This window comes from Paenibacillus sp. WLX2291 (genome assembly GCF_046603665.1).
Classification (GTDB): domain Bacteria; phylum Bacillota; class Bacilli; order Paenibacillales; family Paenibacillaceae; genus Saccharibacillus.
The window spans coordinates 5,537,644-5,556,079 of the sequence record NZ_CP176755.1; the positions used below are offsets into that span (position 1 = coordinate 5,537,644).

Consider the following 18,436-nt stretch of genomic DNA (forward strand, 5'->3'; position numbering starts at 1 on the left):
AGCTGTTCGCACATACCATTATGATTGCAGTTTGTATATTTGAAGATGAGCTGTACTGCATACTCCTACTCGTATGAAATAGGTGCATTTGTTTGCACTGTGTTTCGTATGCCATTTCTGGACATAATAGTTTCTTTGATAGCTGTCACGGCATGTTTGACACTCCGCTATCATTCATCTGCAACTTACGTATTCGTCGTCTCCAACACCGGCTCACTGTCTCTTTTTCGCCCGCGAAGCTGGTACAATACCAGCAGCAAAATAAACCAAATCGGTGTACATAACAGCGCCGGACGCGTCTCACCAGAGATGAGCATAATGACCAGAATACCCGCAAATAACGCCAGTACTACATAATTGATCCATGGTGTAAATGGTGCTTTGAAGCGCGACGTCGCATGCAGCTCCGGGCGAATTCGTTTATACCGAATATGGCACACCAGAATGACACCCCACACCCAGATAAAACAAATGGCACTGATCGTCGTCACAATCTCAAACGCCTGTCCCGGTAACAGCTTGCTCAGTAGCGCACCACCAGAGATCACAATCGTAGAGAGGAACAGCGACTGACTTGGCACATGATTGCGGTTCAGTCTGCCCAGTCGCTGTGGAGCCTGCCCCTTACGGCTCAAATTGTACAATATGCGACTTGTCGAGAACATGCCGCTGTTGCAAGCGGAAGCCGCCGACGTCAGCACGACAAAGTTAATAATGCCCGCTGCCACCGGAATACCGACCAGCGTAAACGTACGGACAAATGGACTTTCCGACGGACTCAGCTGTGTCCATGGATTAATGCACAGCAGCACGAACAGCGCGCCGACATAGAAGAACAGAATGCGCAGCGGAATTTTGTTGATTGCCGCTGGAATACTTTTCTCCGGGTTGGCGGTTTCTGCTGCCGATACACCGACCAGCTCTACGCCAACATAAGCGAATACGACCATCTGGAACGAGAACAGGAAGCCCGACACGCCATTCGGGAATATGCCGCCATGCTCCCATAGATTGCGTACCGATACGGTACCCGCATCCGTGCGGAAACCCATCACCAGCAGTACAATACCTAGCCCAATCAGCGCCAGAATCGTAATGACCTTGATCAAGGCAAACCAGAATTCCAGCTCCCCGAAATTTTTGACGGTCATTAGGTTCAGACCTAACAATACGATCAGACATAGCACCGCTGGCATCCACTGCGGAATATCAAACCAGTACTGCACGTACACGCCAACCGCGATCACATCCGCCATCGCCGTCATAATCCAGCAAAACCAATACGTCCAACCCGTCACAAACGCCGCGCGCGGTCCCAAATAATCCTCCGCAATATCGGTAAATGACTGGTAGCCCGCCTTGGATAATAGCAATTCCCCCAGCGCCCGCATTACGAAAAAAATCGCCATCCCGACGATCAGATACGTGAGAATAATCGAAGGTCCCGCCTTCTCAATCGCTTTGCCGGAGCCGAGAAATAGCCCCGTTCCAATCGTTCCTCCAATTGCAATCAACTGAACATGCCGGTTGGCAAGTTCTCGTTTTAATCCTGTCTGTGTCATCGTGTGTCCCCCTTGATCTCCTATCTTTCTATAAAAAACAATAAAAAAAGAGACTGGATATCATCCAATCTCTCAGCGCACAAGAATAACAAAATACATACGTGCCCCGCAGCATATACGTCGCCGCATGACACCTATCTATTCGTACTCTTCTGTCCGTTTGCCTGAGATTGTGAACCCTTCGGCGCTGCGGTGTACCCGCAGTCTCTCCAGAAGCTGCTCCTGCTGTAGTGTGATCCACAGCAATCATAGCCCTTAAATATATGAAGTTAGTTAGGCATTACTGCCATTCCGATATGTTAACATAGTACCGCCAATGTGAGCAATGGATCAGTGAAAAAAGTTACACATCCATATTCTGCTCCACAATCACCTGCTCAATCCCTAGCAAAATCACCTTCAGTCCAAAATCAAACGCCCGATCACTTCCCATCAGCTCAAACAGCTCATTCTGGAACATGCGCCGGAACAGCCACGTATCCTGATCCGGCATCGAATCCATCACCTGCATCATATGATCGCCCATCGTAGACTGCTGCTCCTGACTCATGATCTCCACATTACGCTGATGCTGATAATGATCCAGCACAAAATAAAACACAAAGTTGATCAGCGTCGTCACAACCTGCATCTTCTGATCCTGCGCCAGCGGTGTTTCCTCTACACAAGAGAGCATCCGGTTGGTGAAGCGGATAATGTCCGGATCATGCGGCAGCGTCATCATCATAAGCTGTGTGGAGCACGGATAGCGGCTCAATACATCACGCGTAGTAACGGCAAGTTCGGTCAGCTGCTGCTTCCAATTGCCCTCGCTATGCAGCTCATCCACGATCACTTTAGATACATGATTCGCCAGCCGCTGGTATAACTGCTGCTTGCTTTTAAAATGCCAGTATAGCGAAGGCGCCTGAATGCCGAGCCGATCGGCAAGCCGCCGCATACTTAATTTCTCAATGCCGTCTTCCCCGAGAAGCTCCCACGACGCTTCAAGAATCTTATCCTCTGAAATTTGAGGCTGCTGCTTTTTCATCTATATCCATCCCTCGAAAAATTTTATCTAACACTGTAAGTTTATGCTTTACAAGCATCTCATCCCATGATAACATCTAACAGTGTAAGGCTCAACTAACACTGTAAGGCAATCATTGATAGACCAAATATTTCAACAGCCAAATTATCTACAGAAAGCAGGAATCCCCATGGATACAGAAAATCTGCACTATTTTGAAAAAGCCCCTATCGCCAAAGCCGTCGCCCACTTTGCCGTTCCGATGATGCTTGGTACATCCATGAGCGTCATCTACTCCATCCTAAACGCCTACTTCCTCGGCACGCTGCACAATACAGCGATGCTGACCGCGCTGGCGCTAACTTTGCCGTTGTTCGCCATCATCATGGCACTCGGCAACCTGATCGGTATGGGCGGCGGTACATTCATCTCCCGTCTGCTTGGTGAAAAGCGCTACGACGACGCCAAGCACGTTTCGTCCTTCGCCTTTTACAGCAGTCTGCTGCTCGGTCTACTCGTCATTCTCGTCGGACTGCCGCTAGTGGATATGATCACTTCCGGGCTGGGCGCGACGACCGAATCGTTCGCATTTACCAAAGACTACGTGACCGTCATGCTGATCGGCTCTCCCGTCGTCGTCCTATTCTTCACTCTGGAAAATATCGTGCGCGCGGAAGGATCGGCAATTACGTCCATGATCGGTATGATTCTGAGCGTTGCCGTCAATATCGTACTGGATGCACTCGCTATCTTCGTACTCCACTGGGGTGTGACCGGCGTCGCTGCTGCTACCGTAGTCTCGAATCTGGTCGCAAGTGCCTTTTACACGCATCATCTGGGCTTCAAAAGCCAATTTCTAAGCGTGTCGATCCAATGGTTCAAAGCCAGCAAAGAGATCATGAGCAATGTCTTCAAAATCGGTGTACCTGTATTTATCATGAGTGTGTTCCTTGGTGCGATGTCGCTGATCCTGAACTATTTTCTGATTGAATACGGCGATGCTTCGGTTGCCGCTTACGGCATCTCGTCGAGATTGCTGCAATTTCCAGAGTTTATTCTGATGGGATTGTGTGAAGGGGTCGTGCCTCTGATCGCCTTCTCGTTCACCGCGAATAAACTGCGGATGAAGCAAACGGTCGGATTTACGATTAAAGTCATTGTGGCTATGGCACTGGTGTTTGGCGTAGTGGTATATGCGGTATCGGATCATCTAATCGGCTGGTTTACGAACGATCCGCAGTTGATTGTGATGGGCAGTTATATTTTGCATGTGACGTTCTTGTCGCTGTTCATTACTGGCATGACGACACTGTTCACTGGTATTTTCCAAGCAACGGGTCAAGGTACGGCGGCGTTTATTATGTCGATCATTCAAGGCGTGACGCTGATTCCGGTGTTGTTTATTGCGAATCATATGAGTGGATTCCACGGGGTCGTGTGGTCGCTGGTCATTGCGGATGCGGTTGCGTTTCTAGTTGGGGCGGGATTGTTGTACGGGCTGCGTAATAAGTTGGAGCCGGAGATGCCACAGGAGCTCGAGACGGCTTTGTAATACGATAAATAGCATATATACATTAAGTCTTTCAGCGTGAAAGGCTTAATGGTATACATAACATTCATTCTATATTTTATTTTTCAAACATTGATTATTTAATAACTAAGCTTTATTTGTGTATAAGACCAAAGTAATAAATGTTATATCTTGTATACCAATTAAATGATCTTCATGGTAAATATAGTAAATGATAAAAGGCTCAATTTAGCTAAGAAAATAGTTTGTTTTTGTCGAAAAGCTTTATCAATCAAAATATTTTGTTAGACTAAAAATGTATTCAAACCTATAAATGAAGGAGGCTTGATTGTATATTTTAGTAATAATTATATGTAGAAAGAACATATACTTAGGAGGAAAAATGAAAAAAACAATTGGTTTTTTATTAGCTTTAGTGCTTTTCACAGTAGCTTGTACGCCGACCTTCGCTAGCGATACTCAAAATAAAGAATTTACAAAACAAGATATCTTGGCTTTAAAACCTTATGTATCTGTAAATGAGAATGGATTTTTTGAACTAGATTATTCTAAAGCTCAAAAAGATGAGGTGGATTTAGAGCTACTACAAGGGCAGAAAATCTACTTTGATACGTTAAACAAGCAAATTGAATCTGGCGAGTTAAAGGCACATTCTGATTTAAGTATTACGTCTGAAAATCTAGCACCTCTTACTTCTGATCTCAGCAAATCGGTCACAGCATCTTGCGCTGGAAAAAATACAGCTGTCCAACAATACTGGTGGGGTTATAGCCGTTATATGAATAGTTGCGAAGCTAATAGGTTTTCTGCTGACCTTACCGGTGTATCGGCAACTAGTGGTGGGGTTGCTATAGTTGCTGCTTATTTTGGAGCTATTCCTGCCATTCCTCCAGGAATCACAGCAGCTTACTTTGGACTACTGGCTTCACGAGTCGCTGCTAACAATGCAAATAGTACAGGTATTTACTTGGAAATGACTTGGGCATTAGCTTTTAACATTACTCCTCAATAATTTTTTACTTAGGGGGTGAACGTATGTGGAACTATAATAACTTTGTTATATATATTCTTCCTGTTTTAGTATTGATTCTTCTTGTAGCAATTATTATAAAAGCGGTAAGAGAGTACAAACAAAGTGATGCTACTCAGAAGAAAAAAAGTTCTAAGCAAATTATCATTTCTTCACTTTTAACTCTCATTCTTATTTCTGGTTTCCTTTATTATCTGGTAGCAACAGTTTAAATGTATCCAAAAAGACTGTAGTTTAGAACTACAGTCTTTTTTGTGATTGCATTGTCTATTACATATCATCCAGTTCCTCCAACTTTAACAGGTCAATTATATCATCACCTTGTTCAATGATTTTAACTTGTTTTTCTTTATGATAATCCCATCCCTGATCGATAGCATACTGGATCAGACGTGCGCACACTAGAGGACGATTGGGATTCACATCATGCATTCTTCTCCAACTAAATAGAAATTCAACATAAGAGGTTTTGGAAGAATAGACTTTGACACTAACCATCGGAATCGAAGGTTTCTGGTTGATCACACAATGGAATGTATAGTCATTCACAGTTACTTTCTTTTGTAGTTTCTCAAATAATTTCATCCTATTCTCCTCCCAATCATTGATTATAATAGGTACATGTATTATACCTGAAAAGCAGATTCGACCGATCCATTGCCTGCATAAGCTGAGATTTCTTCACTTTTAACTCTAGTTCTAATTTCTCGTTTCGCTTCTACTTGCTTAACCACCATGCATAGATACGCGTAGCCACTCCTGTACAATTTTCCTTGTTAAAAGCTTGCGCATCAAACGCCTTCACAAACACATATGTAACGAGATCAATGGCTTCATCCAGATTATGAACATCTACCAAACCATATAAAATCTGCCATGCTTCCTCTTCAAATTCGTCCGCGATCTCACCTTTATCGGACAAGCCGTACGGGTCGAACTCACATAGAATCATATTCAACTCGGCGTATAACTCGCGAAAGTGATGCAATACTTGAACTTTGTCCATAGGCATCCCCTATTCTCATAATCGATTGCTTCAAATAAAATGCTAAAGTACTTCATTTAGCAATACTTGCCATTCCATCTTACTACATATCCCGAACCAACGACGTATCCAAATACTCACTTCCCAAATACCCGCTACACAGCACCGGACGATTCACAATTTCATAGAACTTCTTCATATCTTTGCCATGCGTCTGAACCCAATCCTCAAAAGAATCGAACTCCTCTTTGGAAATTTGATGATATTCCGGCGAGTCTGCCACCCCAGTCAGCACTTCATACACGTCTGTCATCCTGCATATTTTTAACGTCTTGAATATCTTCAATGTCTTTAATCCTCTTTATCCCATCATACATCCGCAGCCAAAAAGAAAACCACTCCCAATAGAGTGGTTTCTTCACAAAAATACATTGAATTATAAGTATGATCGTACGAATGAGCAGGAATAGATATATCCATCGTATTCGATTATATCGATTACCTGTTTCTCCTCATACCCATCTTCCATTGCGAGCGAACTATAAGCCTGTCTACTGGATATACAACGAAGATTACGCCATCTTAAGAAAAAAGTCTCTGAACAACGTACCATGTTACAGCTTCAACTTAAAGCAACTTGATCAGCGCTTCCAGCTCATCCATCAAGCTCTGCGCGCCTTCAAAGTCCGTGTTTTTCAAAGCCAGTTCAATCTGTAGTTCCACAGCCTTTTTCTTCTGCTCGTTTGCCAGATAGTCTTTGTCAAAATGGCTCGCATAGATCATCTGTCTGAATTTGCGCATACTCATTTTCCGAATCGTCTTGTTGTCGATGATCAGCACATAATCCATCCCGTTCACAACCGAATAGAAATCATGCGAGATCATCAGAATCGCGCCTTTGTACTCCTTGATCGCTGTTTCCAGCGCAATCTGTGTGTAGATATCCAAATGGCTTGTCGGCTCATCGAGTAGCAACAGATTGGCATTGCTAGCAGCAATCTTCGCTAGTTGCAGCATATTTTTCTCGCCGCCGGACAGTGATTGGATCTTCTGATTCAAGATCTCCCCTTCAAAGCCATAGCTAGACAGATACGCTCTGATTTCATCATACGTGCTGAATCCAGCTTCGATAAACTCCTCCAGAATACTATTGGCATCGGTCAACGTCTCGCCTTGCAACTGAGATAGATAACCGACCTGCACGTCGTCATGAATGGCAATCGAATCCTGCTGATTACGGAAAATATCCCGCAGCAATGTCGTTTTGCCCGTTCCGTTTGCACCGATAATCGCCACTTTGTCTGTCGATTTCATTTCAAAATCCACATGCTCTAGCAGTAGCTCGTCAAAGGAAACACCGTAGTCATTCACCTGTACAATAACGGTTTCGTCTTCCAACTCACGCTTCAGCCCAAAACCAATAAGCGGCTGTTTAATATCCACGAATGGCGCTTTGATGCGGCTTGCTTCCAATCGTTCCTGTACCTTCATTCTCGCCTTGAGCGCTCTGCCACGGGACTCGTCGGAATTGTATGTCGCGATGGTACGCAGATTATCGATAATGCCTTCATTGCGCGCCACTTCTTCCGCTTCAGCGACAGCAATCTCCTGCATCTCAATCTTCGTTTGCAGCAATGAGAAGTTGTAACCGATATAGCGTCCGTCAAACTCCTGAATCTCTGCATTTTCGAGATGAATGATTTTGTTAAAGCAATGATTGAGCAGATAGCGGTTATGCGTGACGACGAGCAGCATGCCTTTGTGGGAATTGATAAGCTTTTTGAGCGCATTGAGATTTTCAAAGTCCAAAAATACATCCGGCTCATCCATAATCATCAGGTCAGGACGATTCAGCATTTCCTTCATCACTTGAATGAGCTTGAATTCGCCGCCACTCAAGGACGATACATCGGTATCTTTGAGCTTCATCAGATTGGCGAGATTGAGTTGCTTGTTAATTTTGCTCTCAAAATCATCTCCGCCGATGGCTTCCATTGCATCCAGCGCCAGCTGGTATTTCTCCATAAGCGCATCCATATCCGATGTGGTTGCCATCTCAGCATAGATGTCGGTAATCTCATCTTGGATCTTCATAAATGGTTCTGCGATATATTCAAAAACGGTGATTGGCTTGGTCGTATCGACTTGGGAAAATTGACTGACGTACCCGATGGTGACACTTGGATCGATCTCCAGCTTGCCATCGAACACATGCCGCTGCGGGTCGATCAGCATATCGATCAAGGTACTTTTCCCACTGCCGCTCGTTCCGATAAATGCACAATGTTGCCCTTCTTCCAGTGTAAAGGAGATATTGTTATACAGTTCCTTTTGCGGGAACGAGAAGGAGAGGTTTTCAACTTTAATCATAGTGTTACCTTTCTGAATCGCCGTAACGGCGGGTATTGTGGCTTGGTTGGTAGTGTGTAAACTGTAATGTTGCCGATTCTCAGATTAACACTGTTTGGGGGCGAGTACAATTGATTTATAACCAGTCCCGCTGCTTTATCATTCTCCTGCTCTCTGTGTAACAACAAACGACTACAAGCTATACCATGATACCAACTCACAACATCGCTGTAGAGCAACCAATCATCTTACCGATTCTGCGCTCCCCACTCGCATAATTGCTCCAATACAGGCAATAACGTTTGTGCTTTGGGTGTCAGCGAATACTCCACTTTCTGTGGAATTTGCGGATACTCTTTCCGTGTAACCAGCCCATCTGCTTCTAATTCTTTAAGCTGCGCGCTCAGAATCTTGTACGTAATCGCTCCGACCTGTCGCTGCATCTCATTAAAACGAACGGGTTGCCGGGCTGCCAATACATACAAAATCGCCATCTTCCATTTTCCGCCGATGACAGACATCGTATAACCAAACGGAGTGTTCTGAATGACCGTATCCTTGCCTTTTAAGTCAGTGATACCCATGCTTACACGATCCTTTCGGATAGTAACTATCGTAATTGTGCGTACTATCCCTATATTTTCGCCCAGTTTATACTAGCCTTACTTCAAAGTAAAGGAGCTGTACACATGGCTATTATTCAAACGTACGATCATCATTTGTGGGATCACGGCATCTCCCAAGGCTACCGTGTCAACGATACACTGTATATCTCTGGACAATTCTCGCATCATGCAGATGGCAAATTTGTCGGAGCGGAGGATATCGAAGCGCAGGTACGACAAACGCTGAACAATGTGGATGGTGTATTGGAGCAATTCGGTGCGACGCAATCCAATTTAGCCTATGTGGAGCTGTACTTAACCGACGCCCAGGCACATGGAGAGATTGCGATTAAGCTGTTCAAGGAATATGTCGGTGAGCATCGTCCGGCAGGTAGTATGATCGGCGTAACGTATCTGGCTTTTCCTGAGCAACTGGTTGAGATTCGAGCAGTGGCGCATATTGGATAATGGATAGCAGGTACTACGTAGAGGTAACGCTCAAACGTAGAGACGATATCATTCGTATAGACAACCTCATTGAAAAAGGAGGACTGCGAGTGCAGTTCCTCCTTTTTCAAATGTTACGATTGGCGATACAGTGTGAATAGATCCGACGTCTATATTGAGATGTTGGGCATCTATAGTAAGAGTTTGAATGAACATGTACAGTGCTTGCATAACATCTCTCTGCGCACCTATACGTATCATTATCTCCATAGATGAGTCGCAATCCACTCAGAGATACATTGATTTATTTGACATTAGCCGAATCATTACGCTGTGGATGTGCAATCGTAAATACATCAGACATCCGAGCGTAGTATTCACCTGCCAGACGAGCAACGGGTTGAAGCTGGAACAGATCAATCTTCCCATCGTTATAAAGAGCATCCTCAATGTGCATCTGCACGACACGACCAAGCACAAGATTCGAAGACCCGGCTCCCTCGCCAATCTTCACAATGTCTTCTAATACACACTCCATATGAATCGGACTTTCCTGCACGCGATATGGCTGCACCTGCACACTCGGAACAGGCGTTAATCCCGTTTCCCGAAACTCGCTCACCCCATAGGCAAACTCGAACGACGCTTCATTCACTTGTGACACGATCTGTTCAGTCACAATATTAATGACAAATTGCCCGGTCGCTTCAATATGGCGCAGTGTATCCTTCTTTGTCCCATCCTCTGGACGAGTTAAAGGCGCAAAGGCAACGGTAAACGGCTGCGGACACACACCACAAAAGTTACTGAACGGTGCCACATTGGGAATGCCCTCCGCAGACATCGTCGACACGAGCGCGATCGGTCGCGGCACAATCGAACCTGTATATAATTTGTAGCTATCTTTCCACGTTAGTTGGTCGGTAATAATCTCCATGCTTATCGCATCCTCTCTTCGTCTACACGCATACGTAGGTAGACCAATGATCTGATCTATCCATCTCCGTCCCAGCATCTTAGTTGCCTCAGAAATGGTATGGCTGAAGTATACGAATTCGAGCCGACTCGAAGTCAAGCATCGGAAATAAAATGTTCCGCAGCCTACGATCCAGACCGCATCATCAGGAATCAAACGTAAAGCATCTACCATTTCGCAACAAATATAGTGGAAGCAAACGTACATCAGCCAGTGCCAAACTTGACTTCGAGCTAGCTCGAAGGTGTACGATTATAACAAAGATATTGCACGAAGGAGAGAATATTCCATGCTAAGCATCAGCCAGGTCACCGCACAAACCGGATTAACTGCCTACACACTCCGCTACTATGAGCAAATCGGCGTACTGCAAAACCCTAAGCGCAAACAAGGCGGCGCTCGTATATACAGCGAGAGCGATGTCAAATATATTCAATGCCTCGTCCATTTGAAAAAGCTAGGCTTATCGCTGGAGGAGATTACAGAGTTTACACGTGACGGCTGTGTCATGGAGAAAATCAAACAAGGCGAAGACCCGGCTCACTTCATACCAACACTGAGCAAACGAACCGAGATTCTGTCTAAATATCTTGAGGAACTGGAAGCCAAGCGTCAGGAGCTGGATGGAATTATTGCGATGACACGGGAGAAATTAGCGGGGTATCATGAGCTGGCGCAGGATCTTTGAGAGAATAGATTCGTGTATAGCGAGCGTAGAGCGAAAACGGAGTTTGATGCTCGAATGTAAGACACAACACCCCGTTTACATTTGCCATTCCTCGGAGTAACACTGTTTATAGAGAGCAATTGATTGTTTGGGGTGTGAGATGTACTGTGTATCTTTGGGGTTGCTATAGATCTTGCAGCAATGACATGTCCAACTCCGCTCTGCCCAGATACCCGCTGCACAGCACAGGACGCGCAGCGATCTCATAAAATTTCTTCATATCCATATCGTCATTCCGACCCCAAACTTCAAATGAATCAAATTCTTCCTTGGAAATCTGATGGTACTCTGGTGTATCGGTGAAGCCGGTTAGCACTTCATACGCATAAATGTTATCGCCAAATGTGCCGACAGAATGGTATCCGCCTTCTTTTAGGCGTACATATTCTTTATAGTGGATGCTCATTATTATCGCGCTACCTTTCACTCGTTTCTGTTATTTACTCCTATTGAGCTTCATCTTATAAATATATCTATTCGTTGCTGCCCCTTTCCTTTACTATCATGCAAGCAGTTGCCGATCGTCTTGCCCAGTATTCTCAAGAATATTGCCAAAAGCCTGCAACAATCTGTCCAATCTCATCTCCCTTAATTGTAGCGTACAATTCCCTCCGATCTAGCCCGCTGTGTATTCGTTGTATGTATCCGATTGTTCTTGATACAAGATGCAGTGTGTTCTGCGTTGTAGTATATCCATAGGATTCTCCATCATTATTGTCCGATTCTCCTATAAAGAATGTAATGGCGTGCGATTCAAACAGCTTGAATGCTGCATATAGAGTACTTTTGCATGCACCGGGTATACAGTCGTAATCGTTGGATTAGCACATAGGTATGTGTACCTTATGCTCTACAAGGATCAATAATTGGATATTGATCCTTATCTTCTTTCAATCCTCGTTTCTCCATCCAACCTATACTAGACTACTTATAATCATTGACCGGACCTTCATCCATGATCACTTCCACCATACGGGAAGCATCTAGCTTGAGCGCAGGTCTGTATTCGGAATTTGGTCTACTGTACAGTTCCAGTGGGCTAATAATGACGCCATCTGGTGTATTGTGCAGGATTCCCGGTACGCAGGTGTAGATCTTGTCGTTATTGTTGGCATTTTTGGCAGAGATCGTGACCGATGTGCCGCTATGATTATCGATGCTCATCGACACTTTATATCTGTAAAATGAACCCGTACCGTTAGATTGAGCGGAATACACGACAGGAACAACAGCAACAATATCGTCGGTCAGTCTTAATTTGATCACCTCGGTCTTGATAGCTGCGCTACTTCTGCCAACATCTCCCATATGCTCGACGGCTCCATTACCGTAGTTTTGTAGAGGTGGCGTTTTCTTCGCACCGAACATGGCTACGTCGATCTGCTTGCCAGCCTTGGTGTAAACGAGAGCGTAGATATCATAATCTGTACCCGTCTTCCAAGATACGGTTGCTGTGATTTCTGGCGTTTTATCAATGATGACGGACTTCTGCCCTTTTTCGAGATTGACCTTGCCCGTGACCTTTTGCAGGTTGATGGATAGAGGCAATGGCTGATTGTTTGATGCTGCGGGAGCAAGTACGGGTGGTGCGGTCGACTGTGTAGGAATAGATGAAGATGGATTGAGCTGTTGTGCAGGAACAGATGAAGGCGAAATAGACGACTCTGAAGCAGAAGTAAGCTGTGAAGCAGATGAAGCAGCTTGCGTAGGTTGGGATGAAGGATTGGCAATGGTATCAGGCGCAGAAGACGCGTTCGTTTCATCCGCTTCCACCTCGACACCATAGTTGGCACATAGCCCTTCAAGCCCGGAGTCAAATCCACGCCAGATCGACTTTGCTTTGGTCTGACCGTTTCTCAAGTATAACTCCAGCACAATAATGCCATTTTCGTTTGTAAATGTAGATGGCGTGAGCTGGATCATCGTATCGCCAGTATGGATCTCTGCGGTCAGATTATTTACATTAGCAAATCCCGTGCTATTGTCTTCGGTTAGCGTTACTGCTATTTTGATAATGCCTGATGGGACTTTATCCATGTCAAAATCGAGTGTATGAACTTTGGTATTGCCGGTTTGCTGAGATGGTAACAGAGTGGCTACGCCTGTAGCGCTGGTCGGTTGATTGTAAAAGATAATGCCGCTATCTCCCTGTACCTTATCGGCATCAGTGAGCAGGAAGGCGGTAAGTGAGATGTCGATGGTAGGCGAGATGTCGTGGCTGATGGTGATGTTGCCTTTTGCAGAACTCAAGGTTGTATTGGCACCCATTTGAAGAAATTGATTCATTTGAGGATCACTCCCGTTGGTTATTAGGTTAGATTGAAGTCGATTGTTGCGTTCTCGGTATGTAACCTATGTGCTGATTCACTTATATTACCACAGGAAGGAAATAGTTAGGATATACATAAATATACAAAAGGGCGGCTACTTTCATGATAATGTGGTTCTGCGTGATCTTCTTTAAAATACATTACCACTCATCTATTACTGTTGATTTTCTCTGATCCAATCAAGAGTAACGGTTCTTTTGTGAACCTGATCGAATCAAGGTGTAGCTGCCGTGATCGCTTTATTCCAGGCGTCAAAGTATTCGCCAATTGATAAATACCGATCCTCTTTCCTTACACTAACCGCTTTCAAAGCGATCTTGAATAGCTGTTCATTCGCTTGCCACGTATCCAAACGCCTCTCTGTTCCACCGCCAAATAGCTGAAAAGCTGTGGCGCCCATCAGGAATACATTGGATCGTTCATCAATCTCTGCTCCCAGTTGAAATTCCTCAGGAGACATATAGCGACTGGATCCCCACATCCGTCCAACCGTGTTGATCACTGGGGATTTGGCGTAAAATTCAATATCACAAATTCTCGTTTCTCCTGAAGCAAAGTCATACATAATACAACCGTCGTAAAAGTCGACAGCGATATATCCTCTTTTGTTAACATGTGTATGGAATAGCAGAATCTCATTGTATATATCCAATTTCTGTTCCAACGGCAATGCCAAAAATTCCTCAAAATGATCATATTGTCTGCCCATGCACTCTCCTTCAAACCACTCAAACACCGTCACATAGCCATCTCTGACCTCCTTATGTTCGATCATGTTAATCAGAGTTGGGTGATTCAGATCCTGGTAAACTGACACAGTGGATTGTAATCGAGTAATCGCGATGTCTGTACTGATACTGCTCAACACAGTTGCTGCACCTGCTACTTTGATAAACAGCTTCCTGTGATCATTTACGACACCAAAACAGATATATCCTGAATCTTGCCGATCAAATACGGTAAACACCTTGCCATACTGAGATAGAAAACGAAAATCGAATTCTTCTTTCAACTCAAATGTAATTCCATCGATCATTGTCTTTACCATAATGTGTGACCACCCTATCTCGTCTAGTCTTGTATGCCGAAAATGGATAAAATCAATGGTGATGACTTTACGAGAACGTCTCATCTTCACCTTTTCTTGAGAAGCTTACTTCATCCAATAAAATACGATACTAATGTTTATTTAAAATATGCCTACTCTATGTATCCATTTAATATCATTATATCTTCAAACATACTGTACGGCTCAATACAGCAGATAAATCAGCAAACAACTATGTTAGACTACTAAAAGAGCATTCTCAATCTAGTATACAGCTCAATAAACAGATATAAGCAGATACAACACTAAATATAGTTAGAAAGGAGCCGCCATGCCCCGTTTCCAATCACAACAGATGACATCCTTATTCGCACCTATAATCCCAGGCACCATCTTAATCATCCTCGTATTCTCTCTTGATTACTTTGCATTGGAACTCGTCGAAAAGTTTCTGCTATATGCGGCTTTTGTGATTGTTCCTCTGGTCATTTTAGTATTGAAATACGAAGAGAAGACTGCCATTCAACAAACGATCTATACTGCGATAAAGTGGTTTCAATTCCCCGCAGCGCTTCTCGCTCTGGCATCTGTGATGAGCAGTAACGTCTGGGGATTCGCAGGTACAACGATACCGGGCTTGCTCTCTCTAGGCTGGCTATTGCTCACTTTATTGCTTGGGTTGTACGGGATTGTCACGATAGCGATATATAAAGGTAAAATAGCAGAAATTGCGATTGGTGCAGGGCTGATCTACTTTTTCATTGGAGGATTTTGGTTCACTTTATACCAGTATCAATTTACTCTCTTCCAAGCAAATCCTGACACCTATGCACTCAATTCCGTCCATTTTCATTTCTCCTCTGCGATCGTTCCGATTTTTATTGGGATGCTGGGGCGGATTATGGTGAAGAAGAGCTGGTATCCATGGGTCGTTGCCATCGATATTGTCGGACCGATTCTGATTGCGATTGGGATGATGTTCTCTAAGCCCATCGAGTATATCGGTGTCACGTTGTTCGCTTGTAATATTGTAGTGTACACGACATATTTGCTTATGTATTTGAAACGAAATCGAAATACGTTGTACAAACAGGCACGTTTCTTTTTGATTCTTTCTTGTCTGGCATTCTACACTATTATCTTGATTTCACTATTCTATCCGCTGCTGAAAAACAAGTTTGACCTAACGATTCTCGATTTCATCCCCATGTATGGAGCGCTACATGCGTTTGGCTTTGTGTTGTGCGGATTGATTGGTTGGGTTCTCATTGTAGTCTCTATGCAAAAACATTCGCCTGTGCCAATCGGTAAGTGATGCACTTTGGCTGGATTGGCACGCACAGGGCACGCGAATTAAACACAATGTATTTTTTGACAACCTTTCGGAACACCTATTCGTGGAAGTGTGCCGTGGATCATATATGGTCGATCATAATCTGTTTCTATCGCCGACTAATTTCAAAAATATGGCGCAAGGCGGAGCTTTTGCTCATAATTTGTTTGCAGGGTAGTTTATCGTTCGGTCTGAGATAACGCGTGCGATGCCGTATCATTTCCTGCATGGGACGGTGATGGGAAGTTTACGACAGGTCCGTTTGAGTTGATTGAGGATGGCACGTTTAAGTTTGCGATTTAGTTGATTAAAAAAGATACAGTCATTTTGGGTGACTGTATCTTTTTTATTTGTGAAATGTATACTCTTCACATTGATCTAAAGGCTTTAATGTAACAAATGCGAGAAACAATTGTAATATAGTCATGATTGCTATACTCTCCTTTAGAAAGTCCTTTTTCGCCAGAGAATTTTCATTCTGCTTATGATGTCGTTCTCCATATTGTCTATAGAGAAAAGTAATTGACGCTAGACTGAATATTTGCAACAGAGCTATTTTATTTGGGATCTAAACTATACAGATAACTCTAATTCCAGAGTCATTAAAAGCTAATATTAGGATCGATCGCGGAGTGGTATACATTCCATTTTATTGATGATTAGCTTGTAAGTCTTCCCAATTTGCTTTGTGGTGGTTCCATTCACTTAAAAAATCCTGTTCATCCAGTACATGATTATAAATCGGTCTGAGAAAAGTATGAATGCATTCCATTACTTCTTGAAAAGTAGGAGAATCATCAGGCTTCAAATTGCGGATGAAGTTGCTCCACATGATTAACCGACGCTTATCATTGTAGAAGTCTTTAGAGAAAATAATATGATCTTTATTAATAATAGTTGTTCTCCGCTTGAACGTTGCTGAAACTGCATGGCATAAACGAGATCCCTCAAATGAATTGGTTCGTGCTAGTGTAAAGATGTCATAGAAATCTTTCATACGACTGTTTGCAACGGATAAGGAAACCATCGCTTCAAACTTTTCAGCAATGACTGATTCATTCGTGTAAACCAATAATTCTGGTGCACTCATATGTGGTAACAATACAGGATAATCGATTGTTTGCGGATTTGGGATGATAACATCACCAAAACCAATATCCAACTGTAACCTTTCTCTCATATTACCAAGTGAGCAAGGAATTATAATACGTACACCTTCATACTCAGCATCCTCTTTAATTATCTCATGTTGAATTTGTTCAGTATGAAAAACAACCCCGTCGTTTTCAACATCGTTGGGTTGTAATTTACAAATATCCTTAACAATACTCGCTAAAGTAAATGAATCATTGCTTAAACTTCGACCAGAGAAATCCATATCCCTCGTCGGTCTAGACTTAAATTTCGTGACTGAATATAAGTATAATCCACCTTTAAGGATGAAGTTTTCTTTGTAGTTGGACATCGACAAGCGTGTAAGAAAGCGTTCCTGATAGTAAAGAATAGATATTGCGTTGAAGGCCTTATTATTCTCTTTAGCAATATTCTTAAGTTTATCAATGACAGAAGCAGCGAAGTTCGTCACCAATTACAACACCTCGAGATAATTATTTAGGATAAATTTCACTCTCATTTTCTCCGCATACTGCATTAACTTATTGTAATCGATCTTTTTATTAGTAAAATACTGTTTTAAACTTTCCTTTACGATATTAGCATCAAGTTTATTTCTGAACTTTATAACATCGCAAATAGTCCGTTCAAGATCATAAACTTTTACTAAATACCCATTTATATCGACCTCTTCAATTCCTATTCCAAATGTATCATTATCAAAATAGTGTAGACGAATTGGGGGATATATTGGAAGTGACGGTTTACTTTGCTTCCGCGATATTGCAAAGTTGTACTCACTAGGAGTAAATGTACCTAGTTCATGATGAGCCAATGCAGAGTAGAGACATATTACGCCTTTGGGTACATACAACGCCGCCTCGACCATATCAGGCAGCTCTTTTTTAACATCTGGCAGCGCATAAAGTCCCCGCTTTATTTTTGTAATTACACCCATTTTCTCAAGTTTGTTTAAATTATAAGAGTTAAATCCTTTTTTCACAAGAGAAGCTGAATCCATAATACCATTATGTTCCTCAAAGAATTTTTGTATATCTAAATAATTTTTATGATTATTTTTTAAATTAACCATCGATTTTTTGTCTTTAATTTCTAAAATAAAATCATTCAGATTATTGATATCCGGATTTTGTCTTATCATTTCAAAAAATTCTTCTTCTTTAAGATCAAACTGGTCAAAAATTTCTTTTATTTTTTTTATAACCATATCATCCAAATCAATCACCTCTATTATTCTCCAAAAACGTATACACTTAAAAATAAGTGTATACGTTTTTGGAAATATTATAAGCTTTTTTCGTATTTTTTTAAACAAATACTCTACACTTATAAAAAATGTAGAGTATTTGTTTAAAATTTGCGATCTATTC

Annotated in this window: 19 protein-coding genes and 1 riboswitch; of the genes, 6 read left to right on the forward strand and 13 right to left on the reverse strand. The window is 42.9% G+C overall.

Annotation, left to right across the window (positions count from 1 at the left end; all coding sequences use genetic code 11):
- Nucleotides 1–185 precede the first annotated feature (185 nt).
- Both ACDE64_RS23665 and ACDE64_RS23670 read right to left on the reverse strand, forming a co-directional pair.
- On the reverse strand, nt 186–1,562 hold the full coding sequence (locus ACDE64_RS23665; RefSeq protein WP_411348565.1) for an amino acid permease: 1,377 nt from the start codon (nt 1,560–1,562) through the stop codon (nt 186–188).
- 142 nt (nt 1,563–1,704) lie between these two features.
- Nucleotides 1,705–1,785: riboswitch (glycine riboswitch) on the reverse strand.
- Between the two features lie 120 nt (nt 1,786–1,905).
- Complete coding sequence (locus ACDE64_RS23670; protein WP_411344496.1) at nt 1,906–2,592, reverse strand: TetR/AcrR family transcriptional regulator; 687 nt, start codon at nt 2,590–2,592, stop codon at nt 1,906–1,908.
- 169 nt (nt 2,593–2,761) lie between these two features.
- On the opposite strand from ACDE64_RS23670, the gene ACDE64_RS23675 reads away from it, so the two are divergent.
- The 3 genes from ACDE64_RS23675 to ACDE64_RS23685 all read left to right on the forward strand — a co-directional run bounded on the left by ACDE64_RS23675 (nt 2,762) and on the right by ACDE64_RS23685 (nt 5,344).
- Nucleotides 2,762–4,123 (forward strand): MATE family efflux transporter, encoded by a 1,362-nt coding sequence (locus ACDE64_RS23675; protein ID WP_411348566.1) that lies wholly within the window; start codon nt 2,762–2,764, stop codon nt 4,121–4,123.
- A 361-nt stretch (nt 4,124–4,484) separates the two neighbouring features.
- Complete coding sequence (locus ACDE64_RS23680; protein ID WP_411348567.1) at nt 4,485–5,114, forward strand: hypothetical protein; 630 nt, start codon at nt 4,485–4,487, stop codon at nt 5,112–5,114.
- A gap of 23 nt (nt 5,115–5,137) precedes the next feature.
- The gene (locus tag ACDE64_RS23685) at nt 5,138–5,344 is read left to right on the forward strand and encodes a hypothetical protein (RefSeq protein ID WP_411348568.1); all 207 of its coding nucleotides are present in this window, start codon (nt 5,138–5,140) and stop codon (nt 5,342–5,344) included.
- A 58-nt stretch (nt 5,345–5,402) separates the two neighbouring features.
- On the opposite strand, the gene ACDE64_RS23690 is transcribed toward ACDE64_RS23685, so the two are convergent.
- The 5 genes from ACDE64_RS23690 to ACDE64_RS23710 form a co-directional block, all read right to left on the reverse strand.
- The gene (locus ACDE64_RS23690; protein ID WP_411344500.1) at nt 5,403–5,717 is read right to left on the reverse strand and encodes a hypothetical protein; all 315 of its coding nucleotides are present in this window, start codon (nt 5,715–5,717) and stop codon (nt 5,403–5,405) included.
- A gap of 133 nt (nt 5,718–5,850) precedes the next feature.
- The gene (locus tag ACDE64_RS23695) at nt 5,851–6,138 is read right to left on the reverse strand and encodes a hypothetical protein (RefSeq protein ID WP_411348569.1); all 288 of its coding nucleotides are present in this window, start codon (nt 6,136–6,138) and stop codon (nt 5,851–5,853) included.
- A gap of 82 nt (nt 6,139–6,220) precedes the next feature.
- Nucleotides 6,221–6,421 carry a hypothetical protein gene (locus ACDE64_RS23700; RefSeq protein WP_411348570.1) on the reverse strand — a complete coding sequence of 67 codons (201 nt, stop codon included), beginning with the start codon at nt 6,419–6,421 and terminating at the stop codon, nt 6,221–6,223.
- Nucleotides 6,422–6,744: 323 nt separating this feature from the next.
- A complete protein-coding gene (locus ACDE64_RS23705) occupies nt 6,745–8,487 on the reverse strand; it encodes an ABC-F family ATP-binding cassette domain-containing protein (protein ID WP_411348571.1) in 1,743 nt (580 codons plus the stop codon).
- A 227-nt stretch (nt 8,488–8,714) separates the two neighbouring features.
- On the reverse strand, nt 8,715–9,050 hold the full coding sequence (locus tag ACDE64_RS23710; protein WP_411348572.1) for a winged helix-turn-helix transcriptional regulator: 336 nt from the start codon (nt 9,048–9,050) through the stop codon (nt 8,715–8,717).
- A 105-nt stretch (nt 9,051–9,155) separates the two neighbouring features.
- Here ACDE64_RS23710 and ACDE64_RS23715 point away from each other — a divergent pair, with 105 nt between their 5' ends.
- Nucleotides 9,156–9,539, forward strand: coding sequence for a RidA family protein (locus ACDE64_RS23715; protein ID WP_411348573.1), 384 nt, complete (start codon nt 9,156–9,158; stop codon nt 9,537–9,539).
- A gap of 283 nt (nt 9,540–9,822) precedes the next feature.
- Here the strand turns inward: ACDE64_RS23715 and ACDE64_RS23720 are convergent, their stop codons facing one another.
- Nucleotides 9,823–10,455, reverse strand: a complete 633-nt coding sequence (locus ACDE64_RS23720; RefSeq protein WP_411348574.1) for a flavin reductase family protein — start codon at nt 10,453–10,455, stop codon at nt 9,823–9,825.
- Nucleotides 10,456–10,783: 328 nt separating this feature from the next.
- Between ACDE64_RS23720 and ACDE64_RS23725 the strand changes: the two genes are divergently transcribed.
- The gene (locus ACDE64_RS23725) at nt 10,784–11,182 is read left to right on the forward strand and encodes a MerR family transcriptional regulator (RefSeq protein WP_411348575.1); all 399 of its coding nucleotides are present in this window, start codon (nt 10,784–10,786) and stop codon (nt 11,180–11,182) included.
- A 163-nt stretch (nt 11,183–11,345) separates the two neighbouring features.
- On the opposite strand, the gene ACDE64_RS23730 is transcribed toward ACDE64_RS23725, so the two are convergent.
- From ACDE64_RS23730 to ACDE64_RS23740, 3 genes are all read right to left on the reverse strand, one after another.
- Nucleotides 11,346–11,627, reverse strand: a complete 282-nt coding sequence (locus ACDE64_RS23730) for a hypothetical protein (protein ID WP_411348576.1) — start codon at nt 11,625–11,627, stop codon at nt 11,346–11,348.
- A gap of 518 nt (nt 11,628–12,145) precedes the next feature.
- Entirely contained in the window at nt 12,146–13,507 is a 1,362-nt protein-coding gene (locus ACDE64_RS23735; protein WP_411348577.1) for a TerD family protein, read from the reverse strand.
- 258 nt (nt 13,508–13,765) lie between these two features.
- Entirely contained in the window at nt 13,766–14,599 is an 834-nt protein-coding gene (locus tag ACDE64_RS23740) for a serine/threonine protein kinase (RefSeq protein WP_411348578.1), read from the reverse strand.
- A 331-nt stretch (nt 14,600–14,930) separates the two neighbouring features.
- On the opposite strand from ACDE64_RS23740, the gene ACDE64_RS23745 reads away from it, so the two are divergent.
- The gene (locus tag ACDE64_RS23745; protein WP_411348579.1) at nt 14,931–15,914 is read left to right on the forward strand and encodes a YndJ family transporter; all 984 of its coding nucleotides are present in this window, start codon (nt 14,931–14,933) and stop codon (nt 15,912–15,914) included.
- A gap of 667 nt (nt 15,915–16,581) precedes the next feature.
- Here the strand turns inward: ACDE64_RS23745 and ACDE64_RS23750 are convergent.
- Both ACDE64_RS23750 and ACDE64_RS23755 read right to left on the reverse strand, forming a co-directional pair.
- Nucleotides 16,582–17,517, reverse strand: coding sequence for a nucleotidyl transferase AbiEii/AbiGii toxin family protein (locus ACDE64_RS23750; protein WP_411348580.1), 936 nt, complete (start codon nt 17,515–17,517; stop codon nt 16,582–16,584).
- Between the two features lie 3 nt (nt 17,518–17,520).
- Nucleotides 17,521–18,291, reverse strand: coding sequence for an Abortive infection protein AbiEi (locus ACDE64_RS23755; RefSeq protein WP_411348581.1), 771 nt, complete (start codon nt 18,289–18,291; stop codon nt 17,521–17,523).
- Nucleotides 18,292–18,436 lie beyond the last annotated feature (145 nt).